General features: G+C 56.5%; 21 protein-coding genes, 1 tRNA gene and 1 riboswitch. Of the genes, 9 read left to right on the top strand and 13 right to left on the bottom strand.

Annotated elements, in window-relative coordinates; genetic code table 11:
* Positions 1-32 precede the first annotated feature (32 nt).
* Together groL and groES are read right to left on the bottom strand one after the other, a co-directional pair.
* Entirely contained in the window at positions 33-1,673 is a 1,641-nt protein-coding gene (groL, locus tag HK20_RS02665) for a chaperonin GroEL (protein WP_086645529.1), read from the bottom strand.
* 52 nt (positions 1,674-1,725) lie between these two features.
* Positions 1,726-2,019 (bottom strand): co-chaperone GroES, encoded by a 294-nt coding sequence (gene groES / locus HK20_RS02660; RefSeq protein ID WP_086645528.1) that lies wholly within the window; start codon positions 2,017-2,019, stop codon positions 1,726-1,728.
* 212 nt (positions 2,020-2,231) lie between these two features.
* On the opposite strand from groES, the gene HK20_RS02655 reads away from it, so the two are divergent.
* A complete protein-coding gene (locus tag HK20_RS02655; protein ID WP_086645527.1) occupies positions 2,232-2,900 on the top strand; it encodes a dienelactone hydrolase family protein in 669 nt (222 codons plus the stop codon).
* A gap of 140 nt (positions 2,901-3,040) precedes the next feature.
* Positions 3,041-3,244 carry a cold-shock protein gene (locus HK20_RS02650; RefSeq protein ID WP_025827469.1) on the top strand — a complete coding sequence of 68 codons (204 nt, stop codon included), beginning with the start codon at positions 3,041-3,043 and terminating at the stop codon, positions 3,242-3,244.
* A gap of 23 nt (positions 3,245-3,267) precedes the next feature.
* On the opposite strand, the gene HK20_RS02645 is transcribed toward HK20_RS02650, so the two are convergent.
* The 4 genes from HK20_RS02645 to efp all read right to left on the bottom strand — a co-directional run bounded on the left by HK20_RS02645 (position 3,268) and on the right by efp (position 8,576).
* A complete protein-coding gene (locus HK20_RS02645) occupies positions 3,268-6,219 on the bottom strand; it encodes an ATP-dependent DNA helicase (protein ID WP_086645526.1) in 2,952 nt (983 codons plus the stop codon).
* Positions 6,220-6,280: 61 nt separating this feature from the next.
* Positions 6,281-7,078: a bifunctional 2-polyprenyl-6-hydroxyphenol methylase/3-demethylubiquinol 3-O-methyltransferase UbiG gene (locus tag HK20_RS02640; RefSeq protein ID WP_086645525.1), complete on the bottom strand. Its 798-nt coding sequence runs from the start codon at positions 7,076-7,078 to the stop codon at positions 6,281-6,283.
* Between the two features lie 53 nt (positions 7,079-7,131).
* Positions 7,132-7,962 (bottom strand): inositol monophosphatase family protein, encoded by an 831-nt coding sequence (locus HK20_RS02635; RefSeq protein ID WP_086645524.1) that lies wholly within the window; start codon positions 7,960-7,962, stop codon positions 7,132-7,134.
* Between the two features lie 47 nt (positions 7,963-8,009).
* A complete protein-coding gene (gene efp / locus HK20_RS02630; RefSeq protein WP_048853086.1) occupies positions 8,010-8,576 on the bottom strand; it encodes an elongation factor P in 567 nt (188 codons plus the stop codon).
* A gap of 150 nt (positions 8,577-8,726) precedes the next feature.
* Here efp and HK20_RS02625 point away from each other — a divergent pair.
* Positions 8,727-8,816 (top strand) — tRNA-Ser (locus tag HK20_RS02625).
* Positions 8,817-9,072: 256 nt separating this feature from the next.
* Here the strand turns inward: HK20_RS02625 and HK20_RS12755 are convergent.
* The 5 genes from HK20_RS12755 to HK20_RS02605 form a co-directional block, all read right to left on the bottom strand.
* Positions 9,073-9,519 (bottom strand): hypothetical protein, encoded by a 447-nt coding sequence (locus HK20_RS12755; RefSeq protein ID WP_143296441.1) that lies wholly within the window; start codon positions 9,517-9,519, stop codon positions 9,073-9,075.
* A 49-nt stretch (positions 9,520-9,568) separates the two neighbouring features.
* The gene (locus HK20_RS02620) at positions 9,569-10,210 is read right to left on the bottom strand and encodes a LysE family translocator (protein WP_179290114.1); all 642 of its coding nucleotides are present in this window, start codon (positions 10,208-10,210) and stop codon (positions 9,569-9,571) included.
* A gap of 482 nt (positions 10,211-10,692) precedes the next feature.
* The gene (locus HK20_RS02615; protein WP_143296440.1) at positions 10,693-11,523 is read right to left on the bottom strand and encodes a hypothetical protein; all 831 of its coding nucleotides are present in this window, start codon (positions 11,521-11,523) and stop codon (positions 10,693-10,695) included.
* Positions 11,524-11,701: 178 nt separating this feature from the next.
* Positions 11,702-13,072, bottom strand: a complete 1,371-nt coding sequence (locus tag HK20_RS02610; RefSeq protein WP_158093024.1) for a solute carrier family 23 protein — start codon at positions 13,070-13,072, stop codon at positions 11,702-11,704.
* Complete coding sequence (locus tag HK20_RS02605) at positions 13,056-13,559, bottom strand: nucleoside deaminase (RefSeq protein WP_233129043.1); 504 nt, start codon at positions 13,557-13,559, stop codon at positions 13,056-13,058. Before HK20_RS02605 ends, HK20_RS02610 begins: the two co-directional genes overlap by 17 nt.
* 124 nt (positions 13,560-13,683) lie before the next feature.
* Here HK20_RS02605 and HK20_RS02600 point away from each other — a divergent pair, with 124 nt between their 5' ends.
* A complete protein-coding gene (locus HK20_RS02600) occupies positions 13,684-14,580 on the top strand; it encodes a LysR family transcriptional regulator (RefSeq protein ID WP_086645521.1) in 897 nt (298 codons plus the stop codon).
* Between the two features lie 165 nt (positions 14,581-14,745).
* Positions 14,746-15,129, top strand: coding sequence for a hypothetical protein (locus HK20_RS02595; RefSeq protein ID WP_233129042.1), 384 nt, complete (start codon positions 14,746-14,748; stop codon positions 15,127-15,129).
* A 62-nt stretch (positions 15,130-15,191) separates the two neighbouring features.
* Here the strand turns inward: HK20_RS02595 and nfsB are convergent, their stop codons facing one another.
* Together nfsB and HK20_RS02585 are read right to left on the bottom strand one after the other, a co-directional pair.
* Positions 15,192-15,842: an oxygen-insensitive NAD(P)H nitroreductase gene (nfsB, locus tag HK20_RS02590; RefSeq protein WP_086645520.1), complete on the bottom strand. Its 651-nt coding sequence runs from the start codon at positions 15,840-15,842 to the stop codon at positions 15,192-15,194.
* 191 nt (positions 15,843-16,033) lie between these two features.
* Entirely contained in the window at positions 16,034-17,830 is a 1,797-nt protein-coding gene (locus HK20_RS02585) for a diguanylate cyclase (protein ID WP_143296439.1), read from the bottom strand.
* Positions 17,831-18,098: 268 nt separating this feature from the next.
* Between HK20_RS02585 and HK20_RS02580 the strand changes: the two genes are divergently transcribed.
* From HK20_RS02580 to HK20_RS02565, 4 genes are all read left to right on the top strand, one after another.
* Complete coding sequence (locus tag HK20_RS02580) at positions 18,099-18,611, top strand: sigma-70 family RNA polymerase sigma factor (protein WP_086645518.1); 513 nt, start codon at positions 18,099-18,101, stop codon at positions 18,609-18,611.
* 83 nt (positions 18,612-18,694) lie between these two features.
* Entirely contained in the window at positions 18,695-19,675 is a 981-nt protein-coding gene (locus HK20_RS02575; protein ID WP_086645517.1) for a FecR domain-containing protein, read from the top strand.
* Between the two features lie 426 nt (positions 19,676-20,101).
* Entirely contained in the window at positions 20,102-22,276 is a 2,175-nt protein-coding gene (locus tag HK20_RS02570) for a TonB-dependent siderophore receptor (protein WP_086645684.1), read from the top strand.
* 149 nt (positions 22,277-22,425) lie between these two features.
* Positions 22,426-22,526: riboswitch (yybP-ykoY riboswitch) on the top strand.
* A gap of 87 nt (positions 22,527-22,613) precedes the next feature.
* Positions 22,614-23,201 (top strand): manganese efflux pump MntP family protein, encoded by a 588-nt coding sequence (locus tag HK20_RS02565; protein WP_086645683.1) that lies wholly within the window; start codon positions 22,614-22,616, stop codon positions 23,199-23,201.
* Positions 23,202-23,219 lie beyond the last annotated feature (18 nt).

Genomic DNA, 23,219 nt, shown 5'->3' with positions numbered 1-23,219 from the left:
CTCCAAAACCCTTAAAAACCGGTTTGGGTAACTTAGAAGTCCATGCCACCCATGCCGCCCATGTCAGGACCGCCAGCAGGGGCTGCCTTCTTTTCGGGGCGTTCAGCAACCATGGCTTCCGTGGTGATCAGCAGGCCAGCAACAGAGGCTGCATCCTGCAGAGCGGTACGGACAACCTTGGCCGGGTCAATGATACCGGCTTCAACCAGGTTCTTGTATTCGCCAGCCTGTGCGTCGAACCCGAAGTTGTAGTCAGCGTTTTCGAGCACCTTGTTGGCGACAACCGCACCATCTTCACCCGCGTTGAGGGCGATCTGGCGCAGGGGAGCCTGCAGGGCGCTGAGGATGATGTTGCCACCAACGCGCTGGTCGTCGTTGTGGTAGTGCAGGTTGGCAAGAGCCTTGGTTGCGCGGGCCAGAGCCGTACCACCACCGGGAACAATGCCTTCTTCAACTGCTGCGCGGGTTGCGTGCAGGGCGTCGTCCACGCGGTCCTTGCGTTCCTTCACTTCGATTTCCGTGGAGCCGCCAACGCGGATCACGGCAACACCGCCAGCCAGTTTGGCCAGACGTTCCTGCAGCTTTTCACGGTCGTAGTCAGAGGAGGTTTCCTCGATCTGCGCACGGATCTGCTTGACGCGGCCCTTGATGTCGTCGCCGTTGCCAGCACCGTCAACAATGGTCGTGTTTTCTTTGTCGATGTGAACCTTCTTGGCGGTGCCAAGCATGTTCAGCGTAACCGTTTCGAGCTTGATGCCGAGGTCTTCGCTGATAACCTGACCACCGGTCAGGATCGCGATGTCTTCCAGCATGGCCTTGCGGCGGTCACCGAAGCCAGGAGCCTTGACAGCAGCAATCTTGAGGCCACCGCGCAGCTTGTTGACAACCAGGGTTGCCAGCGCTTCGCCATCAACATCTTCCGCAATGATCAGCAGCGGACGGCCGGACTGAACAACAGATTCCAGCAGCGGCAGGATCGGCTGAAGAGAAGAGAGCTTCTTTTCGTGGATCAGGATGTAGGGGTTTTCCAGATCGGCCGTCATCTTTTCCGGGTTCGTCACGAAGTACGGAGAGATGTAGCCACGGTCGAACTGCATGCCTTCAACCACGTCCAGTTCGGTCTGGAAGTGCTTGGCTTCTTCAACGGTGATAACGCCTTCGGAGCCAACTTTCTGCATGGCTTCGGAGATCATCTTGCCGATTTCGGATTCACCGTTGGCAGAGATGGTGCCGACCTGAGCGGTTTCCGCCGGGGTGGTAACTTTTTTGGCGTTCTTCTTCAGCTCTTCAACAACCACGGCAACGGCTTTGTCCACACCGCGCTTGAGGTCCATCGGGTTCATGCCAGCGGCAACGGCCTTCAGGCCTTCGCGCACAATGGCCTGAGCCAGAACGGTTGCAGTGGTCGTGCCGTCACCAGCAACGTCATTGGTCTTGGATGCTACTTCACGCAGCATCTGTGCACCCATGTTTTCGAACTTGTCAGCCAGTTCGATTTCCTTGGCGACGGAAACGCCGTCCTTGGTGATGCGGGGTGCGCCGAAGCTCTTGTCCAGAACAACGTTACGGCCTTTGGGGCCGAGTGTTACCTTTACGGCGTCAGCCAGAATGTCCACGCCGCGCAGCATACGCTGGCGTGCGTCTGCACCAAACTTTACGTCTTTGGCAGCCATTGAATTTCTCCTGTGAAGATCTTTTGTAAGTTTACGGTCGGATCAGTGCGGATCAGGCTGCAACAATGCCCAGAATGTCGCTTTCCTTCATGATCAGCAGCTCTTCGCCGTCGATCTTCACTTCCGTGCCGGACCACTTGCCGAACAGAACGCGGTCACCGGCCTTGACATCAAGCGCCACAATCTGCCCCTGCTCGTTGCGCGCACCCGCGCCAACAGCAACCACTTCGCCTTCCATAGGCTTTTCTTTGGCCGTGTCGGGGATGATGATGCCACCGGCGGTCTTCTGTTCGCCTTCAAGGCGCCGTACAACTACCCGGTCGTGTAAGGGACGAAACTTCGTCATTATGGATCACTCCACATTCATTTGCTGTGATGGCGCCCTTTGTCAGAAAGCAGCGCCACCCGTTTGAACCGCGCGTAACATAACGCCGCGTCGCGTTAGCACTCCACCATCAGGAGTGCCAAGGCAGAAAGTAGGTACGCCCCAGAGGGGAGTCAAGGAATGGGGTAAAGTTTCTTTTTGTTTTAACGTCATTCCAGACAAGGAGATTGAACATGGGACAGATACGCACATTGGAAGCCGCCGATGGCCACCAGTTTAGCGCGTGGGAGACCGAGCGCGGCACACACCCCTACGCTCTGGTGGTGTTGCAGGAAATTTTTGGCGTAAACCACCACATCCGCACGGTATGCGAGCGGTTTGCCCAGGCGGGTTTTCACGTTATTGCCCCCGCGTTGTTTGACCGGGCAGAACGTGGCGTGGAACTGGAATACACAACAGATGGCGTGCAGAAGGGCCTTGCTCTGCGTGCGCAGATACCCACCGCCAAAACCCTGCTGGACGTACAGGCCGCAGCCCGTGCGCTGAAGGCCCGCAAGGTCGGGGTGATCGGGTATTGCTGGGGTGGCACTCTGGCGTGGGATGCGGCAACGGGCACGGATGATTTTGCCGCGGCCGTAAGCTGGTACGGCGGGGGCATAGCCGCCCATAGGGCGGAGACTCCACGCTGCCCCGTGCAATTACATTTTGGTGAGCGGGATACGAGTATTCCCCATGCCGACATAGCCGCCATCCGGGCTGCTCAGCCCAACGTTGAACTTTATGTTTATGACGATGCAGAACACGGTTTTGGCTGTGAGGAGCGCGCATCTTACAATGCGCAGGCCTTTGTACAGGCACAGGAACGCAGCCTTGCCTTCCTCAAAAGTACGCTCAATCCGTAAGGTGTCCGGGCAAAAGGAATTGGGGCGCGGGTTGAATTGTGATTGACAAGCGCCCCCGGTCGTGGGGGAGAATGTCATCTCTCCTCGCGGCACGTCGTGTGCAGGAGGAGTAACTGGCCGAAATAAGGATGACTTCGCTCATGTCGACAGGTACCGTTAAATGGTTCAACGCCACCAAAGGGTTTGGTTTTATTGCCCCCGATGATGGAGGGAAAGACGTGTTTGTGCATATTACCGCTGTACAGGCAGCCGGTCTGCGCGCGTTGAATGATGGACAGAAACTGTCCTACGACATGGTGGAGGAACGCGGCAAGCAGGCGGCCACCAACCTTAAGCCGCTCTAATCAGGCGGTCTGGGGCGGGCTGGTCAGTTTTGTCCGGCCTGCTCCGCCAGAAAAGCGGTGATCTGGCGTGCCGTTTGTGCAAGGCCACACCGCTCGACGGCAACCCCGTTGGGGAAGGCGCTTAAAAGTCTTGTGGGTGTGCGCCGGTCCAGCAGGACAAACACCCCACGGTCTGACTGCCGGCGAATCAGCCGCCCAAAGGCCTGCCGTAGCCTAAGCCGGGCTATGCGGTCATCAAACCCTTTTGGGTCTCCACCAGACAAATGAATCCGCCGCTCACGGTGCAGAATATCTGGCCGGGGCCAAGGCACGCGCTCAAACACAACCAGACGCAGGGCATTGCCCGGAACGTCCACCCCATCCCGCATGGCATCCGTGCCGAGCAGGCAGGCATGTTCCTCGGTTCGGAAAATATCAACCAGCGTGTTGTTGTCCATGGCATCCACATGCTGGGCGTAAATGGGCAGGCCTTCTTCCTCCAGCGTGGGGGCTATGCGGTCATACACACCGCGCAGGCGGGAGATGGCGGTAAACAGCCCAAGCCCGCCGCCGCCAGAGGACTGGAAAAGGGTACGAAACGCTGCAGACAGGTCCACAAGGCTGTTATTGTCCACGTCCGTTACAATAAAGGCGCGGGTCTGGCGGGCATAATCAAACGGACTGGCCAGACTGGCCCGCAGGGCAGGGGAGGGGAAATGATTGGCCCCGGTGCGGGCTTCTGCTGCCTCCCACGCGGTTTCGGCCTCGTCACTCTCTGTTCCACCGCCTTGCTGGTCACGCAGGGTGGCGGAGGTCATGAGCATGCCTTGCGCGGGCATGGCCATAATGCCCGCAAAGGGAATGGTCGGGTCCAGCCAGTGGCGGTAAAGCCCCACGTCCTGTTCGTTCATGCGCTGCTTGTCGCGCCGTTCAAGGCGAATGAAGTGGATATGCGCAGGTGTGCTGCCCGGCTCTGGTGGCTGGTCCAGTGCGGTCAGCATGGTAATCCATGCATCCAGCCGGGATATGGCGCGGCGGCGCAGGGCGCGGGTCATGGCCTCTATGCGGCCACGGGTTGTGGTGTCCAGCGTGTCTGCATCTTCTTCCAGCCGGGCTTGCAGGCGTTTGCTCAGTGTGCGCAGGGGCTCTACAATCCGGCTGAGCGCGCGGGCCAGTTGCTGGCCTGCCTCGGCCATGTCGGGCACAAGCGGGTGCAGGTCGCATTCCATGGCCGTGTGGATGGACTGTTTGCCCCCCTCGGCCGCACGGGCCATGGCCTGCTGGCGCAACAGGCGCAAAAAGGCTTCTGTCGGGTTTTCCATAATCGGCTGGTCTGCCGGAGGTTCGGGCGGGAACAGGGTATTCAGTTCCATGGGCTCCGGGGGCGGGGGTGTGTTTGCCGCCTCTGGCGCCAGACGTGTGGACCAGCCCGGTGCCGGCAGGGCCGTGGCCGCCAGCAAGGCGGCATCCAGCGGGTTTTCAAGCTTGGGGTGGCCGACAACCAGATCATCCAGCCTGCGCTTGAGCCCCCTTGCGCGTGAGCGTCGGCCTTCCGCCCCCAGCAGCCAGCGCCGCAGTTCGGCCGTTTCCAGCCCCGAAAGCTCGGCGGAAAAAGCACTGTCTGCCGCATCGGCCAGATGGTGGCCTTCATCAAACACATAGCGTGTGGGAATGTTACCCTGTTCGCCTGCCTCGTCATCATCACTCATGCCTGCCTGAGCGTAGGCGGCCTGTGTCATGACCAGAGCGTGGTTGGCAATGACCAGTGCGGCATCGTGTGCACGGCGTATGGAGTGTTCAACAAAGCAGCGTTGATAATGCGCGCAGGCTCCGTGGATGCATTCCCCCCTGCGGTCAGCGACACCGGCAAGGTTGCCGTGGCCGAACAGGTCCCCAAACCAGCCGGGTAGGTCCCCGCCAAACAGGTCTCCGTCTGCCGTGGCCAGGGCCCAGCGTGCGAGCATGCACAGGGCAATGGTAATGCCAGCGGGGCGGGAGGCAGCGGAGTTGACGGCTTCCTCCATGTTCAGCAGGCACAGGTAGTTTTCACGCCCTTTGCGTAGCACTACCTTCTGGCGGTGTGTTGTGGGGTCGGGGTAGAGGCGTTTTGTTTCCTGCTCGATCTGGCGTTGCAGGTGGCGCGTATAGGTGCTGAGCCACACCGCACCGTCGTTCCGCTCTGCCCACAGGCTGGCCGGGGCTATGTAGCCCAGTGTTTTGCCGGTGCCTGTTCCGGCTTCGGCCAGCACAATGGCGGGGTCGCCGCGCATGGTGCGGGGGGCAAATGCCTCGGTTGAGACACTGGCAAAATCTGCCTGCCCGGACCGGACCTCAGCATCGCTCCCTAGAATGTTGACCAGCCGCTCCCGTGCTTCCGCCGGGCTGATGGGGTGGGAGGCAGGGGGAGGGCGTTGCGCGTTTTCCTCCCATTTGGGCAGGTGCCGCCATACACGCAGGGCATCTGCGGGCTGGGTGGCTTCTTCCGCCAGCCTGCCATTGTTGGTGAGCCGGCTGTGCAGGTCTATGGTTTCCGCCACAGTGCCGGTCCATATCCAGCCAGCCTGCCCCAGCCGGACCGTAAAGGCCGCCAGAAGTTCAATCTGCCCGCTTCTGGCCTGCCGTGCCAGTTCACCCAGCAGGATGGACAAAAGGTTGGGCAGCAGGTCTGCCTCTGCCCGGTCAATATTCTGCTCGTCCAGCCCAAGGGCCAGAGCAAGGCCGCGGGGAGTGGGGGCCACAGGGCGGGCGGGATACACGAATGTAAAAAGTTCCAGCAGGTCCAGCCAGGGGGAGGGCTGGCCTGTGGGGGGGAGGTCCAGCTTACGGGCCAGTGCCGGGGCATGCACCACCAGTGGGCACGGCATGGCGTGCAGTCGCTCGCGTACCTCGGCGGCACTCAGGCTGAGCAGTTCGCCATCTTCTGTCAGGAGCGAAAACCGCCCCTGATGGGGAACAAGGGCTGGGGCTTCGTGGGCAGAGGGGAAGGATGGCTGCATGGTTTACTTTACATGAGCTATTCTTGCGGCAAATGCCAGAGCCGAGCCGTAATGGTGTGGGTCAGGAACTCTTGCGCCGGAAAATGACCGAGTGGGCTGGCGTACGGCTTTTCATGGTTTTGTGCAGGGTAAAGCCGTAGCGTTCAAAAATCAGGCAGAGATTGCGGTGGTTGAAAAACTGCAAATGTTCGGGCGGGCAAATATCCGTCCAGGAAAGAAGGTCCTGTGGCACGGCAGGGTGCCCTATATCTGGGGCCGAAATATAGACAAAGCCATTGGGGCGGGTAATTGCGGCCAGTGTCCGCATAAACTCGTTTGGCCCGGCCACATGCTCCAGCACCTCGGAGCTGAATACAAAGTCAAACGTCAGGCCACGCTGGCGGAAGGTGGTTGAATCTTCGCAGTAGAATGTGGCTTGTGGGAAGTGGCGCTTGGCGTAGGCAATGCTGTTCTGGCTGATGTCCAGCCCCGCAGCGCGCGCACCCAGCCTGCTGAATGCCTCGGCCATAAAGCCGCCGCCACACCCAAAATCCAGAACATCCTTGCGCCAGACATAAGGCAGGAACTGGAGGCTCCGCCACAACGCACGCCAGCGGCGGCTGGAAGCCTTGGGATAAAAGTTGGCCGATGCACCGCGATACGTCGTTTCGTAAAACGCACGGAGTGTGGCGGCATTCGGGTAGGGATGCACGAACAGAAAATCACAGTCGGGGCAGCGGAACAGGTCGTAGCCATTTTTGCTGAATGCAAAAGCGGCCCCCTGTGCGCGGCAGAGTGGGCATTCTGTTGGGGTATGGGGGGATGCCAAACCGGCCTCTGGACCCGCCGAGATTGTGTGGGGAGGTAAATGCGTAGTCATGCAGTGTTACTCTCCCCAGCTCAGGCGTAGTCCGGAGGCTGGTCGGCGGGGTGTTATTCCGGGTTTTTCAGGCTGTCGGCAACAATGTCGAGCAGCTTGCCGTGCATGTTGCCATTGCCAGCAACAATCATCACATCGTCGGGCAGGTCATCCAGTTCCGTGCCGTCGGGGGCTGTAACCTGACCGCCCGCTTCACGCACGATCAGAATACCTGCGGCACAATCCCACGGCTTGATGCCGAATTCCCAATACCCTTCGTAACGGCCTGCCGCGACCCATGCGAGGTCCAGCGAAGCCGCGCCAAAGCGGCGCACGCCAGCCACGCGGGGCATAAGGTTGCCCAGCACGCGTGCAAAAGGCAGGCGCTGGCGGGCAGGCACCTTGGCAAAGGGAATGCCTGTGGCAAACAGGGATTCGGGCATTTCCCGCCGGGCGGACACACGAATGCGCCGCTCGTTCAGGAATGCGCCACTCCCCTTTTCGGCCCAGAACATTTCACCCGCTGCGGGGTTGTAGATCAGGGCAGCGGCCAGCTCCACCTTGCCATCGGGCAGGCGGCGCTGGAGACCAATGGAAATGGCCCAGTGCGGAATGCCGTGCAGGAAGTTGGAGGTGCCGTCGAGCGGGTCAACAATCCAGCGCCATGTCCAGTTATCGCTACCCGATTCCCCGGATTCTTCCATAAGGAAGGCATAGCCCGGACGGGCCCGTTCCAGTTCTTCGCGCAGGGTCTGTTCTGCACGGAGGTCCGCCTGGGAAACAAAGTCACCCGGCCCCTTGATGCTTACCTGAAGCTGCTCGACTTCGTTAAAATCGCGCAGGAGACGCTTGGCCGCCTTCTGGGCTGCGGTTTGCATCACCATCATGACGGGGGAGAGACGCATGGCCACTGTAATTAAGTCCTGCTCTGGAGAGAAAAAAACTGAAAAAATCAGTCCTTGGCGCGTTCGACGTAAGACCCGTCTTCCGTGCGGACCACAATGCGTTCACCCGCTTCGATAAACGGCGGGACCATGGTTTTGACACCATTGGACAGCATGGCGGGCTTGTAGGAGGAGCTGGCAGTCTGGCCTTTGACAACCGGATCAGCTTCAACCACTTCCAGCGTAACATGCGGGGGCAGGTCAATGCCAACCGGGTCCCCTTCAACCAGATGCAGGTTGATGGTCATGTTGTCCTGAATGAAGGGAGCCTGATCACCCAGCAGATCGGTGGGGACAGAAAGCTGTTCAAAGGTTTCGGGGTCCATCAGAACCAGCAGTTCGCCATCTGTATAGGAATACAGATATTCGCGGTCTTCGGTCATCAGCCGTTCGACCGTATCAGCCGTGCGCCAGCGTTCGTTGGTTTTGTTGCCGGTCTTGAGGTCGCGCATTTCAACCTGAATGAACGCACCACCCTTACCCGGGGTAATAATCTGCTGTTTTAAGACCGTCCAGCGACGGCCATCATGCTCAATCACCTGACCGGCGCGGATCAGGTTTGCCTGCTGTTTCATACTTGGTTCCTGAGAGGAATGGCTATTCTGTTTGGGGCTTGTACAGTTCCAAGGCAGGAAGGGCAAGCGCTACGCGGTGAACTCCCCCGCTTTGTCCCGCTGGACAGAACCGTTGCATCCTGTTTATAAGGCTGCACCTGAACAGGTTAAGGAAGGGTGGCCGAGCGGTTTAAGGCACCGGTCTTGAAAACCGGCGTGCGTGAGAGCGTACCGTGGGTTCGAATCCCACCCCTTCCGCCATGACAGCAAATACCCGGTAGCTGTTTTGCTCTATCAGTGGTTCTTTTTTTCTTGTGGCGAATGCTAAAATTACTTCCAAAGATGGCTCCCGGGGGGGGCGTTTTTTATGGGAGTGGTAAAGCGCGATGAAAATCAAACAATCCTTGATTATTTTTGTTTTTCAATGAGTTAGATGAATTTCTCTAAACGGAAAAATGAGGTTTAGAGTTCTGTAATTTATGCGGTTAAACCTATTGAAAATTCAACATATACCAATTCAGTCCGAGCTGGTTCCTATAAAAACCAAAGAAAAATTATTTCTTACAAATAAAAAAGAAAAATCCCAAAAAACAGGATAGTATGGATGGCCATCCTTGATGCAAAAAGAGTAATTTTCTGTAGATGAAGAAATTATTTTGGTTAGTGAGATTGTTAGATCCCTAAGCAATGATTTGAATTTATGTGAGTTTATATTCTCTTTTGAAGGGCCTGACCCTTCGTCTCCAGCGTACATTAAAGATGACATGACCGTATGTAAAATTTCCTGTTTTTCTACGGAATGCATTTCATAAAAAGAGACATTGCTGTTTAGAGCCTTACATATAATATCTTCATTAGTGAGTGATTTTTTATGCTGTGACGTAAAAACTCCGAGAGATACAGAGTAATTGAGAGAATTTTCGTGTAATGTTTCTGCAATTTCATTAAGTAATTCTTGTTTCATTTTTAATTATCCAATTACATGAAGTGGTATTTTATAAAAAACGGCCACTTCAGGCTGGAGTGCGTTCTGTTACAAACCGCACGCCAAGCCCCATGAAGGTTATTCCGGCACAGCGGTCAATCCAGCGCCGATTCTTCAGAAAAATTGCTGAAACGCGATCAAGGCTCAAAAGCATTGCAACGCATGCGAACCAGGCAATCGCGATCATGAACATGGAGGCAACACAGGCTAACCCCAGATAGATGGGGGCATGTTGTGGCATTGAGGCGGCAAACAGGCTGGACGTAAAAATGGGTGCCTTTGGGTTAGCCAGATTGGTGAGCAGGCCAGCAAAAAAGCTGTTGGAGCGTTGTTCCGCATGCGGTGTGGTTGCGTCTGCAGTTGCTTCCTTTTTCCAGCTGTTGATCAACAGCTTTGCACCAATAGTTATCAGGTAAAGTCCGCCACCGATTTTAAGTGTGAGATACAGCCATGGGGCGGCAATAAAGAGTGTGCGAATACCAAAAAAACCCGCAATGCCCCAAGCGGCGACACCTGTTGCAATCCCAAGGGTTGCCTGTAGGGCAACGGCTCGCCCCTTCATGACCGCCAGACGTGTGACGAGCATAAAGTCCAGCCCCGGTACCATCATGGCGATTAACCAGAAGGCGGAGATTGCGGTAATGACGGATAAATCCTGTGTCAGATTCATAAGAATATATTTTCTCAAAAATTAAAAGACGTAACTATACTTTTCAGTATTGTCCTTATTTTTATGCCGCATCTTGCGCAACAAAAAACAGGTGATCTGCCGGTTTTTCTGTCATGCCGTCTCTGAAGCATCTGTATTGATAAGGCGGCGGGTTATGCGATGTATGTGCAATACCCGTAGTGACCCCAAACCAAATATCTTTTGGACGAGCAGGTTACTAACCGCCCCAAAGGGCGCTTAGTCTGTTCGCCGTTGCTCTGTAGCAAGGCAGCCACGCCGCATGCATTTGCGGTGCTGGAACTCTCCGCTACCATCCCATGACCGCTGGCGCTGCCATGGTCCCCATTTATGCCCGAGGATGCGGCAGATCATGCTTGTTGCAAACCATCTCATGGGTTTTTCTTAACCGCTTTTTTCGTAAAAAGTCCAGAGAGTCAGCTTTTCCATTCTCCGCCTGTTTGCGTGCGCAGTTTGCGCTGTGGTTATTGTCCGCTCAGGGACGGGCTCATCTGATCCACGGCTTCAAGAGCATTCCGTATGCTCTGGAGGTCGGTATCGGCTTGGGCGTCTGTTTTCTTCTGGTGGTGCCGGTTTGCGGGTAGCAGTGCTTTAATCTGTGCGGCTAACCCCCGTACCGATTGTGCAAAATCCTGATCTTCGCTGTTTTTTGTGTTTGTCGCGTTGGTGGGTGAGGTCTCGGTCGGTACGCTATTCGGCGTGGTGCTGCTTTGGTCCGTAGCGGCATTGGTCTGTTGTGTTTGCGTGGTCGCGTTGTTTTGCTCAGGGGCATTCTGTGTGTTGGACGGTTCTTGCGCTGTGCCCTGTGGAGTTGCCAGCAAGGCATTGCCCATGGCTGCATCGCTGCCACCACTTTGCGTATATTGGGCAACGGCAGCAGCCAGTTGCCGTGCAAGCTGTGCCAGAGCCTGCGCCAGTGCTTTGGGCGACATGAATGCTTTAAACTGCATCAGCAGGCGTATCTGCGCCTTGAGAATATTAACCTGATCTTCTGCCTGTTTTTTGGCGGAAGTGTGGCTTGATTTGGCAAGCTGATCCAGTCTGCTCAGTGCCTCCTGTGCGGAGGCGAGATACGCGCTGGTGGCAGAGGATGAGTTTGCTAAAAAATCAATGCCAGCCTGAGATAATGTTATTTGCACAGGGTCTTCTGCGCCCGACTGCCCTGCCGTGCTGGAAGGGGTGCCGTCTGCGGCGGTGGTGGAGGCTGCACTGCTCGTGTTAAGTGCCGCATTGTAGGACCCAGCCGTGTAGGAGAAGCCCATATGAGCAGTCTGGGCTGTGTTGAGAGTTGTCATGGAAAGGTCCTGCCATACGTCAATGTCGTACAGCATGGGCAGAAGGGATTATTAAAAAGTTAAAAGCGTTGGGTGAAGTTGGCAGGGGAGTTCGGGCAACGGTCACGTTGTTCTGGCTGGGGGCGTGATTGCAGGAATATGGTGTTGGCTATCGCACTGGTTTTTCTGGCCAGCATATTCACGGGTTTTTCCTGTTGAGGGACAGGATAATGTTGAGCGCTATGGCGCTCAGGCAGCCCGTAACAACGGGAGATTGCAGGATGGGCTGAGCCCACTGGGGCATGAAACTAAAAAAATCCGGCTTGAGCACAATAGTCATGGCCAGAACAATACTGACCAAAGCAACAATAAAAGGTCTGTTCCCTGGCTGTAGTTTTTGCGTGCCCAGTATCTGTATGCCAACCATCATCAACGTGCCAAAAATCATCAGCCCCGCACCTCCTGCAACGGCAGGGGGAATGGCCGCAACTGCTGTTGCCAGAAAGGGGGAAAGCCCCAGAGCAAACAGCAAAGCTCCGGCCAGGGCCACAATCCAACGGCTACGCACCCCTGTAATGCCCAGCAGGGCTATGTTTTCGGAAAAAGCGGTATAGGGGAAAGACCCCATAATCCCGCCCAGAAGCGTTGCCACCCCATCGGCCCGCAACAGCCTGCTGACCAAGCCCGGCGTAGCAGGGCGTCCGGTCATGGTGCCGACAACAACTGCATCGCCAATGGATTCAACCCATGTAATGGCAACAATCACGATCATGCTCAGTGAGGGCATGATATGAAAAATCGGCCACCCTAGCGGGAAGGGCGGCACAGGTGCCAGCAGAGGGGGCATGTTGCTCATATGCGGTGTTATCTGTCCCATGGCAAAGGCCACAGCCAGCCCCACACCCACGCCAATAATAACCGCAAGGTTTTTAAATACACCATGCCCGGCAATGGATAAACCAATAGCGCAGGCAAAGACGCTCATGGCGACAAGCATGTTTTTTCCCGCCTGTAAGCCTGTGCCCGCGGCTATTTCGTTCACCGCCACAGGCAGGAGGCTAAGCCCCATAATGGTCAGGGCGGTGCCAACCACAAGGGGAGGGAAAAGGCGCATGACATACCGCCCCAGAGGGGCTGCGAGGATAGCGGTCAAACCTGCAATAATTACCGCGCCATAAACCGTGCGCAGGCCTTCGTTCTGCTGGCTGTGAGCAAAAGCGGGGGAGGAGGCAATGCCCACCACGCAGGACACCGTTGCAAACGAGACGCCCTGCATAAGGGGGAGGCGTGCGCCCAGCCAGCGTGTGCCAATTGTTTGCAGCAGAGTTGCAATGCCGCTGGTGAGCAGGTCCGCCTGAATCAGAATTGCCGTTTGTGCCGCAGGTAATGCCAGCACACGCCCGATAACAAGGGGGACCGTAATAGCCCCCATATACATGACCATAACGTGCTGCACGGCCAAAGGCAGCATACGTGTGATGGGCAGAACCTCATCCACGCCGGTTGGGGCAGGGTGTTGGGGCTTCTGGGGCGTGGTGGCGTAGGGCATGTTTTTACCAGAACCCTTCATGCACATGGGCAATTCTGGCTTCCATGTCCTGCACCGGGCCAACAACAACAACCTTGCGTTGTCCTGCGTCCAATACCTGTGTGCAGGGCATGTTCATGGTCAGGTTTTCGGGGTTGTTCCCTGTCAGGCTGGCCAGGCGTTTTTCGGTCATGCCGTAAACAAGCCGCCCGATCCCGGCCCAGTACAGGCCGCCTGCGCACATGCAGCATGGCTCCACGGATGTGACCAGCGTGCAGGTGGACAGGGCCTCTGCCGTAAACAGGCTTGCTGCCTTGCGGGCCACGTTCAGTTCCGCATGGCCGGTGCCACGGTCCGTGGCGGCAGTGTTCCCTGATTCCAGAAGGATTTTTCCATCAGCCGTGGCCAGCAGAGCACCAAACGGATGGTTGCCGGTTTTACGGCTTTCTTCTGAAATCTGTATGGTTCTTTCAAGCAATGCCCGGTCTGTGGCGGTCAGGTTGGGTGGCAGTAAGGTATTTTTTGGCAAGAGCGCGCTCCCTTAAAAACGTGGCAAGGAAGCCTGAACATTAGACATTGTCTTTTTGTTATTGTAGCGCAATGAGTTGTTAACGGTGTTCTGATTTTTTATACACAAGGGGGAAACAGGAAGAATGTCCGCCTTCTCGCGCGAGTTGCTCTCTTTTGTGGAAATCAGCCGCCACAACTCGGTCCGTCGGGCCGCAGAAGTGCTGAATGTTGCGCCCTCCGCACTCATCCGGCAGATGCAAATGCTCGAACGCGCCTTTGGGGCCCCGTTAATGGCCCGCACGCCCCAAGGCTCCAGCTTGACCGATGCCGGTAAAAAACTGCTCGAACAGGCAACACGCTGGATTGATGCGGAGCGTGAACTGCGTGCCGTTATCTCGCGTCCCAATGCCACAGGCATGCGCGTGGGTATTATGGAATGCCTGCTGCCATTTGTTATGGCCCAACCGGAACTGCGTACCGGCACACTGATCCTGAAAATTATTGTGTCGGATACAAGCACCCTTTTGCAACAGCTCCGCTCGGGGGAGCTGGATGTGGTTATTGCCTTTAACGTAATGGATGATCCGGACATCCATATTCATAAAAAGCGTGAATATGACATTGGTTTGATCACGGCCCCGGGGTTTGCTCCTGCTGGGGGCACGGAGGCCGACCTGTTATCCGCCTGTGCAGATTTGCCTTTGTGCCTGCCAGATGGCTCGCTTTCCATCTGGCCAAGGCTGGAGGGCGCGTTTACGCGCATGCGTGTGCAACCCAGAGTAATGATGGATACAAATTCGGTCCGGCTTATCCGTGATTACATAAAGCAAGGTGAGTGCATGGGTTTTCTGACATGGCTGGATGTTGTGCAGGATGTGTCATCGGGGGATTTATCGTTCCATGCTCTGGATAACCTGCGGTTGAACGAAACATTGTGCCTGTGCACGCGGCATGTGGCGGGGGAGGTTATGCCTGTCATGGCAACCCTTGCACGCATGTTTGATGCGCTGCCGCAAACGGGCACGCTCATGCCCGGCTGAGCGGGAAGCCCCTTATGGTATGCGTTATGCGGGTCTGTGCCGGTTTTGCGGGGTGCATACATGCTTTGTGCGCCAGTGAGCCCCTGCGGTTAGGTAGGTCATGGCCGGGTATGGTAGTATCAGCAGCCATGTGCCCATGGGGCAGGAATATGGAAGGCACGGACCATGCGTAAACAGCTTATAAGTCTTGTTCTGGGCGGTGTGCTTGCCGTGTGCTCGGTTCCTGCCATGGCGCAGGATAATGAGGAGGACGGGGACTATAAGGCGTTGATGCAGAAGACGACCAATAACGCCAACGGGATCTGTATAGATTACCTCAACTCCGAGCATGAGGATTATTCAGGCGATAAAATGAGTGAGTCCCGCCCGCCGGATGAGGTTACAAAAGGCCTGTCCAAAGCCATAAGGGACGAATGCCAGAAACACCCCAAGGAGCGGGTGGGCAAGGCCGTTACCAATGTTAAAACAGCTTATGCGCACGAACTTGCGCAAATTATTAAAAAAATGAAAATCAATGATGACCCGATTAACACCAATGGCGGGTCATAACTCCCCCCATTTGTGGGGGAATACCCCCCCCTGACCAGAATGGCGCAGGAGGGGAGGGGCCGTCAGATGTGCGAGAAGATGGCTTTCTCGGGCAGGCGGGATTTGGGGAGCTTGGCATTGAAGTCAGCATCCGAATGGTAGCCAAGGGCCACAATAACGGCTGGTGACAGGCCTTTTTCCGCCAGTTCCAGTTCTTTGCTCAGAATAGCGGCATCAAAGCCTTCCATCGGGGTGGCGTCCACGCCAAGGAGTGCAGCAGACAAAAGCAGAAAACCCTGAGCAATATAGGTCTGTTTTTGTGTCCATGTGGCAACATCCCCGGCCTGTTCATGCAACCCTACAAACCCGGAGCGCCCTTTGTGCGCCAGCGCGCGGGCATCTGCATCGGCGTAGCGGCCATCGGCCTGTTCCTGGTCTGCAAGGGTTTGCAGGTATTCTGGTGGCAGCGTGTTGCGCGCACTCAGCACAATAACGTGCGAGGCATTCAGAACCCGGGGGGCATTAAAGGCAAAGGTGCCGCTGGTGGATTTGGCAATACGGGCTTTGCCCTCGGCCGTATCGGCCACAAAAAAGTGCCATGGCTGGGAGTTAACGGAGGAGGGGCTGTAACGCAGGGCTTCCAGCAGTTGCGCGACGACTGGGGCCGGTATCTTGCGCTCGCTGTCATATGCCTTGGTTGTATGGCGGTGTTTGAGAGTGTGCAGAAGGTCCATGATTCTGTCCTACGTTCCCCGGTATTATCCTGCGCATGCATGGCCCGCAGCGTGGCAACGGGTGCTGCCCTGCGCAGGGCGCTCTGGCGCGTCAGGCGGTATGTTGCTCCCACCTAGAGTGGGTCGGATCGCGCGGGAGATCAAGAGGGAGGCGGAGGTGCGTTCTGGCGTTGCTAGGTTTGTGCCAGCTTTCAGCCGACAACAATACGGTCCCGCCCGTCCTTTTTGGCCTGATACAGCGCGGCATCCGCCTTGCGGATAATGGCGGTTGTTTCCGTCGGTAAGGATTTGTCCCACATGGCCACACCGAACGACATGGTGGTTTTGCCCAGAACGCGGCCATTGTAATGCAATTCCAGCCGGGACAGGCTCGCCCGCAGGTTTTCCACCCGCTGGATAAGCGTGTTCAGGGGGTGAGAGGTTGTGATGATCAGGAACTCCTCCCCACCAAAGCGGCAAACAATGTCATTACTTCTGAAGGAGTTCTGGATTTCATTGGCAATGGTGCGCAGGACCATGTCCCCCGCATCATGCCCGAATTCATCGTTAATGTGTTTGAAATGGTCAATATCGGCCATAATCAGGCCCAGTGCGGTGTTGTTCCGGCTGGCAGTGGCAATTTCGGCGTTCAGGGTTTCTTCCATGTAACGGCGGTTGTACAGGCCGGTCAGCGGGTCATGGATTGTTTGTTCCAGCAGGTCTTTCTGCAGGTTCTGGTTGACCAGAGCAGAGGCAATGTTTTCCACCAGTGCAACAAGGCGGAAGCGGTTTTCCTCCGCGACATGGCTTTGCAGGTACAAAAGCCCCACAACCTCGCCACTCGCAAACAGGGGTTCGCAATGATAAATGCTGACATTGCTATCCACATGCTGGCAGCTTACATCCCCGCCGGGGGTGTTGACGGAGTGGCTCTGCCCCAGCCGTAGCGCCCAGCAGGAGGAAGGATGTAACCCCTCGCAGCCAACGGGTGTGCTGCTGCCCCAGTGTGCAATACGCTCAAGCTGGTTTGTGGTGTGGTTATGTGTGTATAGCGCGCCGGGTATGCCGGGCAGCACGCGGGGCACAAAAGCGCAGATAATGGCCGAAAGTTCATCGCTGGTGCGGGCCGCTTGCAGGCGGTGTGCCATTTCCCCCAGCAGTTCCATGGCCTCGTTGTTGCGTTTGAGTTCGGTGTTGGCCTTGAGCAGTTTATAGTCGCTGGCTTCCTGCGCCTGCATGGCGGCGTTTAGGCGTTCGGCCATGGTGTTGTAGCCCTGGGCCAGCATATCAAATTCGGTGCAGCCCATCTGGTCATCCACACGCACGGTGCGGTTGCCGTTCCCGAAGTCGGACATGGCCCGCACAATCTGGCTGACGGAACGGCGCATGCCATTGAGCACAAAATACAGAAGCCCATTGACCAGCAGAACAATAATCAGGCACCCGCCGATAACCAGATTTCTGTTCCATGTGACATGCGCCCTTGCCGTGGCTTCCCGCGCAATGAGCAGTTCCTGCTCTGTCTGGCGGATTTCATCAGCTTTTTGGGCAATAATGGCCATGTTCACCCGGCCCTGACCAATAATAACCCGCGAGCGGGCCTCATCAAACCGGCCCTGACGGGCCAGTGCGATCTGCTTGGTCAGGGTGTCCAGCCGTTCGTTGGTAGCAATTTGCAGGCTTTGTGCCCGTTCGTGCTGGATGGGGTTATCCTGCACCAGTTGTTCAAGCATGTTGACCTTGGCGAGGGCAGACGCAACGCGGTCGTCAAAATCCTTGGCAAAGGAGGGGTCCGTGGTCAGCAGGTAGCCGCGTTCTTCGGCCTGGGCCTCGCGCAGGTCGGACAGGGTTTCAGAGACAATTTCGGTAATTTTCTGCCTGTGGGCGTTCCATTCAAAGCTGGAGATCATGCTGTTGGAAGCGGAAAGCAGCAACCCGGAAAGACAGACCAGATTAACACTGACGATGGAGCCGACAAAGACGATCCGGGATGTAAGGGAATGGAGCAAAATAATCTCTTTTAATTCTAAGATTTTGCGCAAAATATAGAAGATATTTTGGTTTTTCAATTACGTTTTGGCAATTTTGCAAGAATGTCATGCAGTTATACGTCATGATTTCATTCATTATTGCAGATCAGATAAAGCAGATGCGTATAGATGCCTGCCACACCGCCGCATATGTGCGAAGGAGAGGGGGTAAAAGAGGGCTAATTGATATTGAGTTGCATATGCGGTATTGGGGCTGCATCGTCAGTCTCCCAGAGTTCCTAGGCTTATGCGGTCCAACGCGTTTACCCTGTCTCAACTCCTGATTTCCCAGCGTTCCGTGTTTGTCCGCATGGTCAAACAGATCGTGGGAAGCCGCCCGGAGGCCGAGGATGTGGTGCAGGGGTTGTGGATCAAGCTGCAGGGCGTGGAGGACGATCGTTCCATAGAAAACCCGCAACCCTACCTTGTTCGGCTTGCGCTTAATTCTGCCAAAACGCACAAGATGCGGCTGAAACGCCATGATCAGGCCAAGCAGGACGCGCAGGACCTGCTGCATGGCAGCCGGGAGAGTTTTTCCCCCGAACGGGTAACAATGGGGCGCGAAGATATTGAGCATATGGATAACGTGATAAGGGCCTTGCCCGAACGCACACGCTATATTCTTTACTTGAACAGAATTCAGGGCGTGCCCCAGCAGCGCATTGCGGTGGAGCTGGGTATTTCCACCACATCGGTAGAGCGGCATATGCGCCGTGCGCTGGATATTATTGCCCTGAGCCGGGACGCCGGACCTTCCTGAGAGCTATTGTTCAGGAAAATGCAGCATTTTTATAAAACCATGCTGTCAATATATATATTGGTATTAAGAAATAGGTCTGTTGCGTGTCCGCTCAAAGTTCTCAGTCTCCAGCACGAATCAAGGCTCGCGAATGGGTGATTGTGCTGGCGTCTGGCCATACGTCTCCCCAGAGCGTTGCTGCCGTAAAGGCATGGCTGGCCGAAGCGGAGGAGCACAGGCAGGCGTTTGATGCAGAGCGGCAGCTCTGGCAGGAACTGCATCTGTTTGAACAGGTTCTGGCTCAGGCGGAACCCCAGCCCCAGTGCAGGCCCGTTCAACCCCGAAGGGCATGGAAGCCCGCAAAACGCTGGGCGTTTGCGGTGCCTGTCATGGCCGCATTGGGAGTGGCACTGTTTTTTGCCCCCGATATTATGCTGCATCTGCGCGCGGATTACCTGACCCATGCGGGGGAGGTAGCAACCTATACCCTGCCCGATGGCACCAGTCTGGCGCTGGATGCGCAATCTGCCGTTGCCCTGCATTTTTCCCCCACGGAACGCAGGGTGGAGCTGCTGGCAGGCCGGTTGTGGGTGGATGTGCAACATCAGGATACAAGGCCCTTCCGGGTTGTGGCGGCCGATGGGGTTACGCAGGATGTGGGCACGGCTTTTTTTGTCGGGCAGGATAAAAACCGGGTGGATATTGCGGTTACTCAGGGCCGCGTGCTGGTGGGCAAGCAGGATGCAGCCATGCAAACGGACCTACAGGTAGGGCAGGCGGCGCATTACCTGCGTGGTGGCGCCGTCATGCGTGACCCCGCCGTGGACCCTGAAGATATAGCCGCTTGGCGGTATGGTGAACTGGTTATACGGAACCAGAGCGTGGCCGATGCCTTGCGACTTATTGCGCGTTACCGCCGCGGGCCAACATGGGTCTGGGCCAATACCGCCGGAATGGACCGGGTGGATGCCGTGCTACGGAATGACCACTCGGATGATGCCATTTTATCCCTTATTAACGGGCGGGGGTTAAAGCTGACCCACCTGCCGGGCAACGGGTTGCTTATTACATCTGGCTCTCGCTGATTTTTTTTGCGTTCAGGGGGTGGGTAAATACGCCCGACGTGAGTCTTACCTCTGTATGCAGGGAGTTGCGAATGCATCTCACTGTCGGTTCTGGCTGTTCCTGCCATAGCCCGATGGTTGTTTGTCAGGTGAAAGATGCATCACATTTTGTTTGGTCGCCGCTTAAAAAACGTGTCTGTTGGCTGGTACGCTCTGGGTGGGTTGCTGTGCAGCGCTACGGCAGGTCTGCCCGCAATGGCGCAGACAGCGCCCCTCCCCGGAGTGGGGGTGCATACGTTCCATATTGCATCCCAGCCTCTGGCTGCGGCCATCCGCCAGTTTTCACGCCAGTCGGGTGTGCAGGTTTCTGTGCCCACATCCCTTGTGCGCAATCTGGTCTCGGGGGAGGTATCCGGCACATTGAGCGCGCCTGATGCGCTGGGCAAAATGCTGGCAGGCACGGGGCTAAGCTTCAAAAGCACGGCTCCAACCTCTGTAGCACTTGTGCAGGGGGGCACCGTGGCGGCTCCAGTAGGCCGGGCAAAGAGCGAGAGCGTGGATGTTGTCGGCCGTGCGCGCACAGCCAGCACCATGGCGTGCTCCGGCACCAAAACAAATACGCCGCTGGTTAATACGGCGCAGTCCATAACGGTGATCAGCCGGCGCGAAATGGATAACCGTGGCGTGTTAAGCCTTAACCAGGCCATACGCTACATTGCCGGTGTGCTGCCCGACCAGCGTGGCGCAACCGCATCGCGCTATGACCAGTTTACCCTGCGTGGCTTTACGGTTCCCACCTTTCTGGACGGGCTTAAGGAGCAGGCCAGCCCCACCGGCTATGCAACGGCCCAGACCGATACCTCGCGGCTGGACCGCATAGAGGTGCTCAAAGGTCCGTCTTCCGCTCTTTATGGGCAGTCCAGCCCCGGCGGGCTGGTTGCCCTGTCCAGCAAACTGGCCACGGCAGACAAGTTTTATGGCAGCCTGACAGCAACCGGCGGCAGTTTTGACCTGTACCGTGTGGATGGAGACATAGGCGGGTGGGCCACAAAAGACGGTTTTGTGCGCTACCGCCTGTATGGCACGGTTAACGGTTCGGACAGCCAGCTCAGCCAGACCGTTAACCGGCGCTACAGCATAAGCCCGACGGTAACATTTGGGGGGGATGGCCCAACAACCTTTACGCTGCTGGGCAATTACCAGTACGACCCCAAAAGTGGGGCTTATGGGTCAGTGCCGCTGCAGGGGTCTTTGAAAAAAGCTGCTTTTGGCTACATTCCCCGCAATTTTTATGATGGGGAACGCTCTTACGAGGAGTTCGACCGTAACCACGGGGCCATTACCTATATCTTCAACCACGAGTTCAACAAAAACTGGAGTGTTGCATCGCGCGGGCGGTATGATGACATCCAGACAAAATACAAAAGCGTCTATAACAAGGGCGTTTATATGGACAGTGGCTACACCCGGCATATGGACCTTGAACAGTTGGGTGACTTCTCCCGCGGGATGATCTTTGCCAACGAGCGCATGCAAAATCTTGCATTCGATAGCCAGGTCAAGGGGCGGTTCAACACGTCCATTCTGCATCATCAGCTCATGGTCGGGTTTGATTACCAGCAAAGCCACGCAACCGAGGTGGATGGCTGGGGCGATGCACCGGGCATTAACGTGCTGCACCCGCTTTACGGGCAGCCGCTTACAAACCCGCCGGTTGCCAGTAATTACGTCACCAACCAGCACCAGATCGGGCTATATGCACAGGACCAGATCCGGATTGAAAACCTGTATCTGACCGGCAGCCTGCGTAATGACTGGTACCATAGCGAGCAGAATGAGCGGGTCAGCAACCAGCGCACAACAGAAAGCCCGGGGCAGATCACCTTCCGCGCATCTGGCCTGTATCATTTTGACTTCGGGCTTTCGCCTTACATTTCATACGCCACGTCTTTTGAACCACAGGCCGGTCTGGTCTCCAATGATGGAGGGATTCACAAGCATCAGGCTGACCCCAGCATGGGTAAACAGCTTGAAGGCGGGTTAAAATACCAGATCCCCGGCCTGCCGGTTCTGCTCTCTGCTGCGGCATTCCATATTGAGCAGACAGGTGTTCTGGTCTCTGTCCCCAGCAGTGACTATTCCACCCAGAGCGGCAAAGTGCATTCGGATGGCTTTGAATTTGAAGCGCATGTGGAGGCCTATAAGGGGCTGGACGTGACAGCCGCCGTAAGCACGCAGCGCGTCAAAGACGATTCAACAGGGCGGCCACTTATTGGCGCGAACCGGGGTAATGCATCGCTGTTTGCATTTTACACCATGCAGTCCGGCCGCCTTAAGGGGTTTGGCTTTGGGGGCGGGGTGCGCCATGTGGCCTCCTCCTACGGTGGTACGGCGTCCTATGGTGCGGTTACGGTGCCGTCCTATACGCTGTTTGATGGGTCGATCAGTTACGATATGTCTAACCTTGGGTCGTCATTTAAGGGCTGGACGTTGCAGGCCAGCGTGCACAACCTCTTTAACAAGCGCTTTGTCTCCAGCTGCTATGCCGGGGCACCGTATTCTGAATGGTGTTGGTATGGAGAGCAGCGCAATGCGCAGGCCAGCGTAGGCTACACCTGGTAAAACCCGAACGGGGTGGGGGCTGCCCGGCCCCCAACCGGCCTGTAGGCTCTACGTTATCCACAGATTCTGAGGATGCTTGCGTGGGTAAGCCTGTGGATGAAAAGCGGATAAACACAGGGTTGCAATCTTGCCCGGCACTTGGTAGGCATCGCGCAGTCCTTGGGGAGTAGTTACCCTCAGTTTTGAGGGGCCTTCATCAACACACTTGGCCTTCTGGCCATGGTGGAGGCAGCGTTTTGCAAAAAACGCCAGGCAAGACCAACGGCAGAGGAAGCCCCAGTTGTGGCCGGGGGATTTCTGTCTGCTGTTTGTGTTTCTTGCGGCCCGTGGAATCTTCATGACCGGTTTTTTCACGCTGGGTGTTCTGGGGCTCAGCCTGTCGGTGGATGCTTTTGCTGCGGCTGTTGGCAAAGGGGCAAGCGAGCAGACTGCCCGTTTGAACGATGCCGTGCGCATAGGCGCGGTCTTTGGTTTTTTTGAAGCCATAACACCAGTCATCGGCTGGGTTCTGGGGTTGGCACTCAGCACATGGATTGCAGCAGTTGACCACTGGATTGCCTTTGGCCTGCTGCTGGCCATCGGGGGCAACATGATCCGCCTTGCCGTGCGGGGACAAGAGCAGACCCAGCCAGATCAGGTTGTGGATCAGGCATCGCCGCGGCGTGGGGTGCTTGGTCTGGTCACAACCGCACTGGCTACCAGCATAGATGCAACGGCTGTGGGGGTTAGCCTTGGTGTCATGCAGGTGAATATTCTGTCCGCCTGCCTGATTATAGGCGGCATTACAACCGTTGTGGCCACAATGGGGGTCATCATTGGCCGGCATGCCAGCGTGTGGATTGGCCGTTACGCAGAAATTCTGGGCGGGTGTGCGCTGATCGGCATAGGCTGTTCCATTCTTTATACGCATCTCAGCGCGCCATAAGGTGGGTATGGGCGGGGC

The organism is Acetobacter sp. DsW_54, assembly GCF_002153575.1.
In the GTDB taxonomy this organism is placed as follows: Bacteria; Pseudomonadota; Alphaproteobacteria; order Acetobacterales; family Acetobacteraceae; genus Acetobacter; species Acetobacter fabarum.
Note: the sequence above shows the minus strand (reverse complement) of the source record. Positions and strands in the feature narration are given on the sequence as shown.

Bases quoted from the DNA above. Each gene is read 5' to 3' on its own strand.
- groL (WP_086645529.1), bottom strand. From the start codon at position 1,673: ATGGCTGCCAAAGACGTAAAGTTTGGTGCAGACGCACGCCAGCGTATG.
- groES (WP_086645528.1), bottom strand. From the start codon at position 2,019: ATGACGAAGTTTCGTCCCTTACACGACCGGGTAGTTGTACGGCGCCTT.
- HK20_RS02655 (WP_086645527.1), top strand. From the start codon at position 2,232: ATGGGACAGATACGCACATTGGAAGCCGCCGATGGCCACCAGTTTAGC.
- HK20_RS02650 (WP_025827469.1), top strand. From the start codon at position 3,041: ATGTCGACAGGTACCGTTAAATGGTTCAACGCCACCAAAGGGTTTGGT.
- HK20_RS02645 (WP_086645526.1), bottom strand. From the start codon at position 6,219: ATGCAGCCATCCTTCCCCTCTGCCCACGAAGCCCCAGCCCTTGTTCCC.
- HK20_RS02640 (WP_086645525.1), bottom strand. From the start codon at position 7,078: ATGACTACGCATTTACCTCCCCACACAATCTCGGCGGGTCCAGAGGCC.
- HK20_RS02635 (WP_086645524.1), bottom strand. From the start codon at position 7,962: ATGCGTCTCTCCCCCGTCATGATGGTGATGCAAACCGCAGCCCAGAAG.
- efp (WP_048853086.1), bottom strand. From the start codon at position 8,576: ATGAAACAGCAGGCAAACCTGATCCGCGCCGGTCAGGTGATTGAGCAT.
- HK20_RS12755 (WP_143296441.1), bottom strand. From the start codon at position 9,519: ATGAAACAAGAATTACTTAATGAAATTGCAGAAACATTACACGAAAAT.
- HK20_RS02620 (WP_179290114.1), bottom strand. From the start codon at position 10,210: ATGAATCTGACACAGGATTTATCCGTCATTACCGCAATCTCCGCCTTC.
- HK20_RS02615 (WP_143296440.1), bottom strand. From the start codon at position 11,523: ATGACAACTCTCAACACAGCCCAGACTGCTCATATGGGCTTCTCCTAC.
- HK20_RS02610 (WP_158093024.1), bottom strand. From the start codon at position 13,072: ATGAAGGGTTCTGGTAAAAACATGCCCTACGCCACCACGCCCCAGAAG.
- HK20_RS02600 (WP_086645521.1), top strand. From the start codon at position 13,684: ATGTCCGCCTTCTCGCGCGAGTTGCTCTCTTTTGTGGAAATCAGCCGC.
- HK20_RS02595 (WP_233129042.1), top strand. From the start codon at position 14,746: ATGCGTAAACAGCTTATAAGTCTTGTTCTGGGCGGTGTGCTTGCCGTG.
- nfsB (WP_086645520.1), bottom strand. From the start codon at position 15,842: ATGGACCTTCTGCACACTCTCAAACACCGCCATACAACCAAGGCATAT.
- HK20_RS02580 (WP_086645518.1), top strand. From the start codon at position 18,099: ATGCGGTCCAACGCGTTTACCCTGTCTCAACTCCTGATTTCCCAGCGT.
- HK20_RS02570 (WP_086645684.1), top strand. From the start codon at position 20,102: ATGCTGGCAGGCACGGGGCTAAGCTTCAAAAGCACGGCTCCAACCTCT.
- HK20_RS02565 (WP_086645683.1), top strand. From the start codon at position 22,614: ATGACCGGTTTTTTCACGCTGGGTGTTCTGGGGCTCAGCCTGTCGGTG.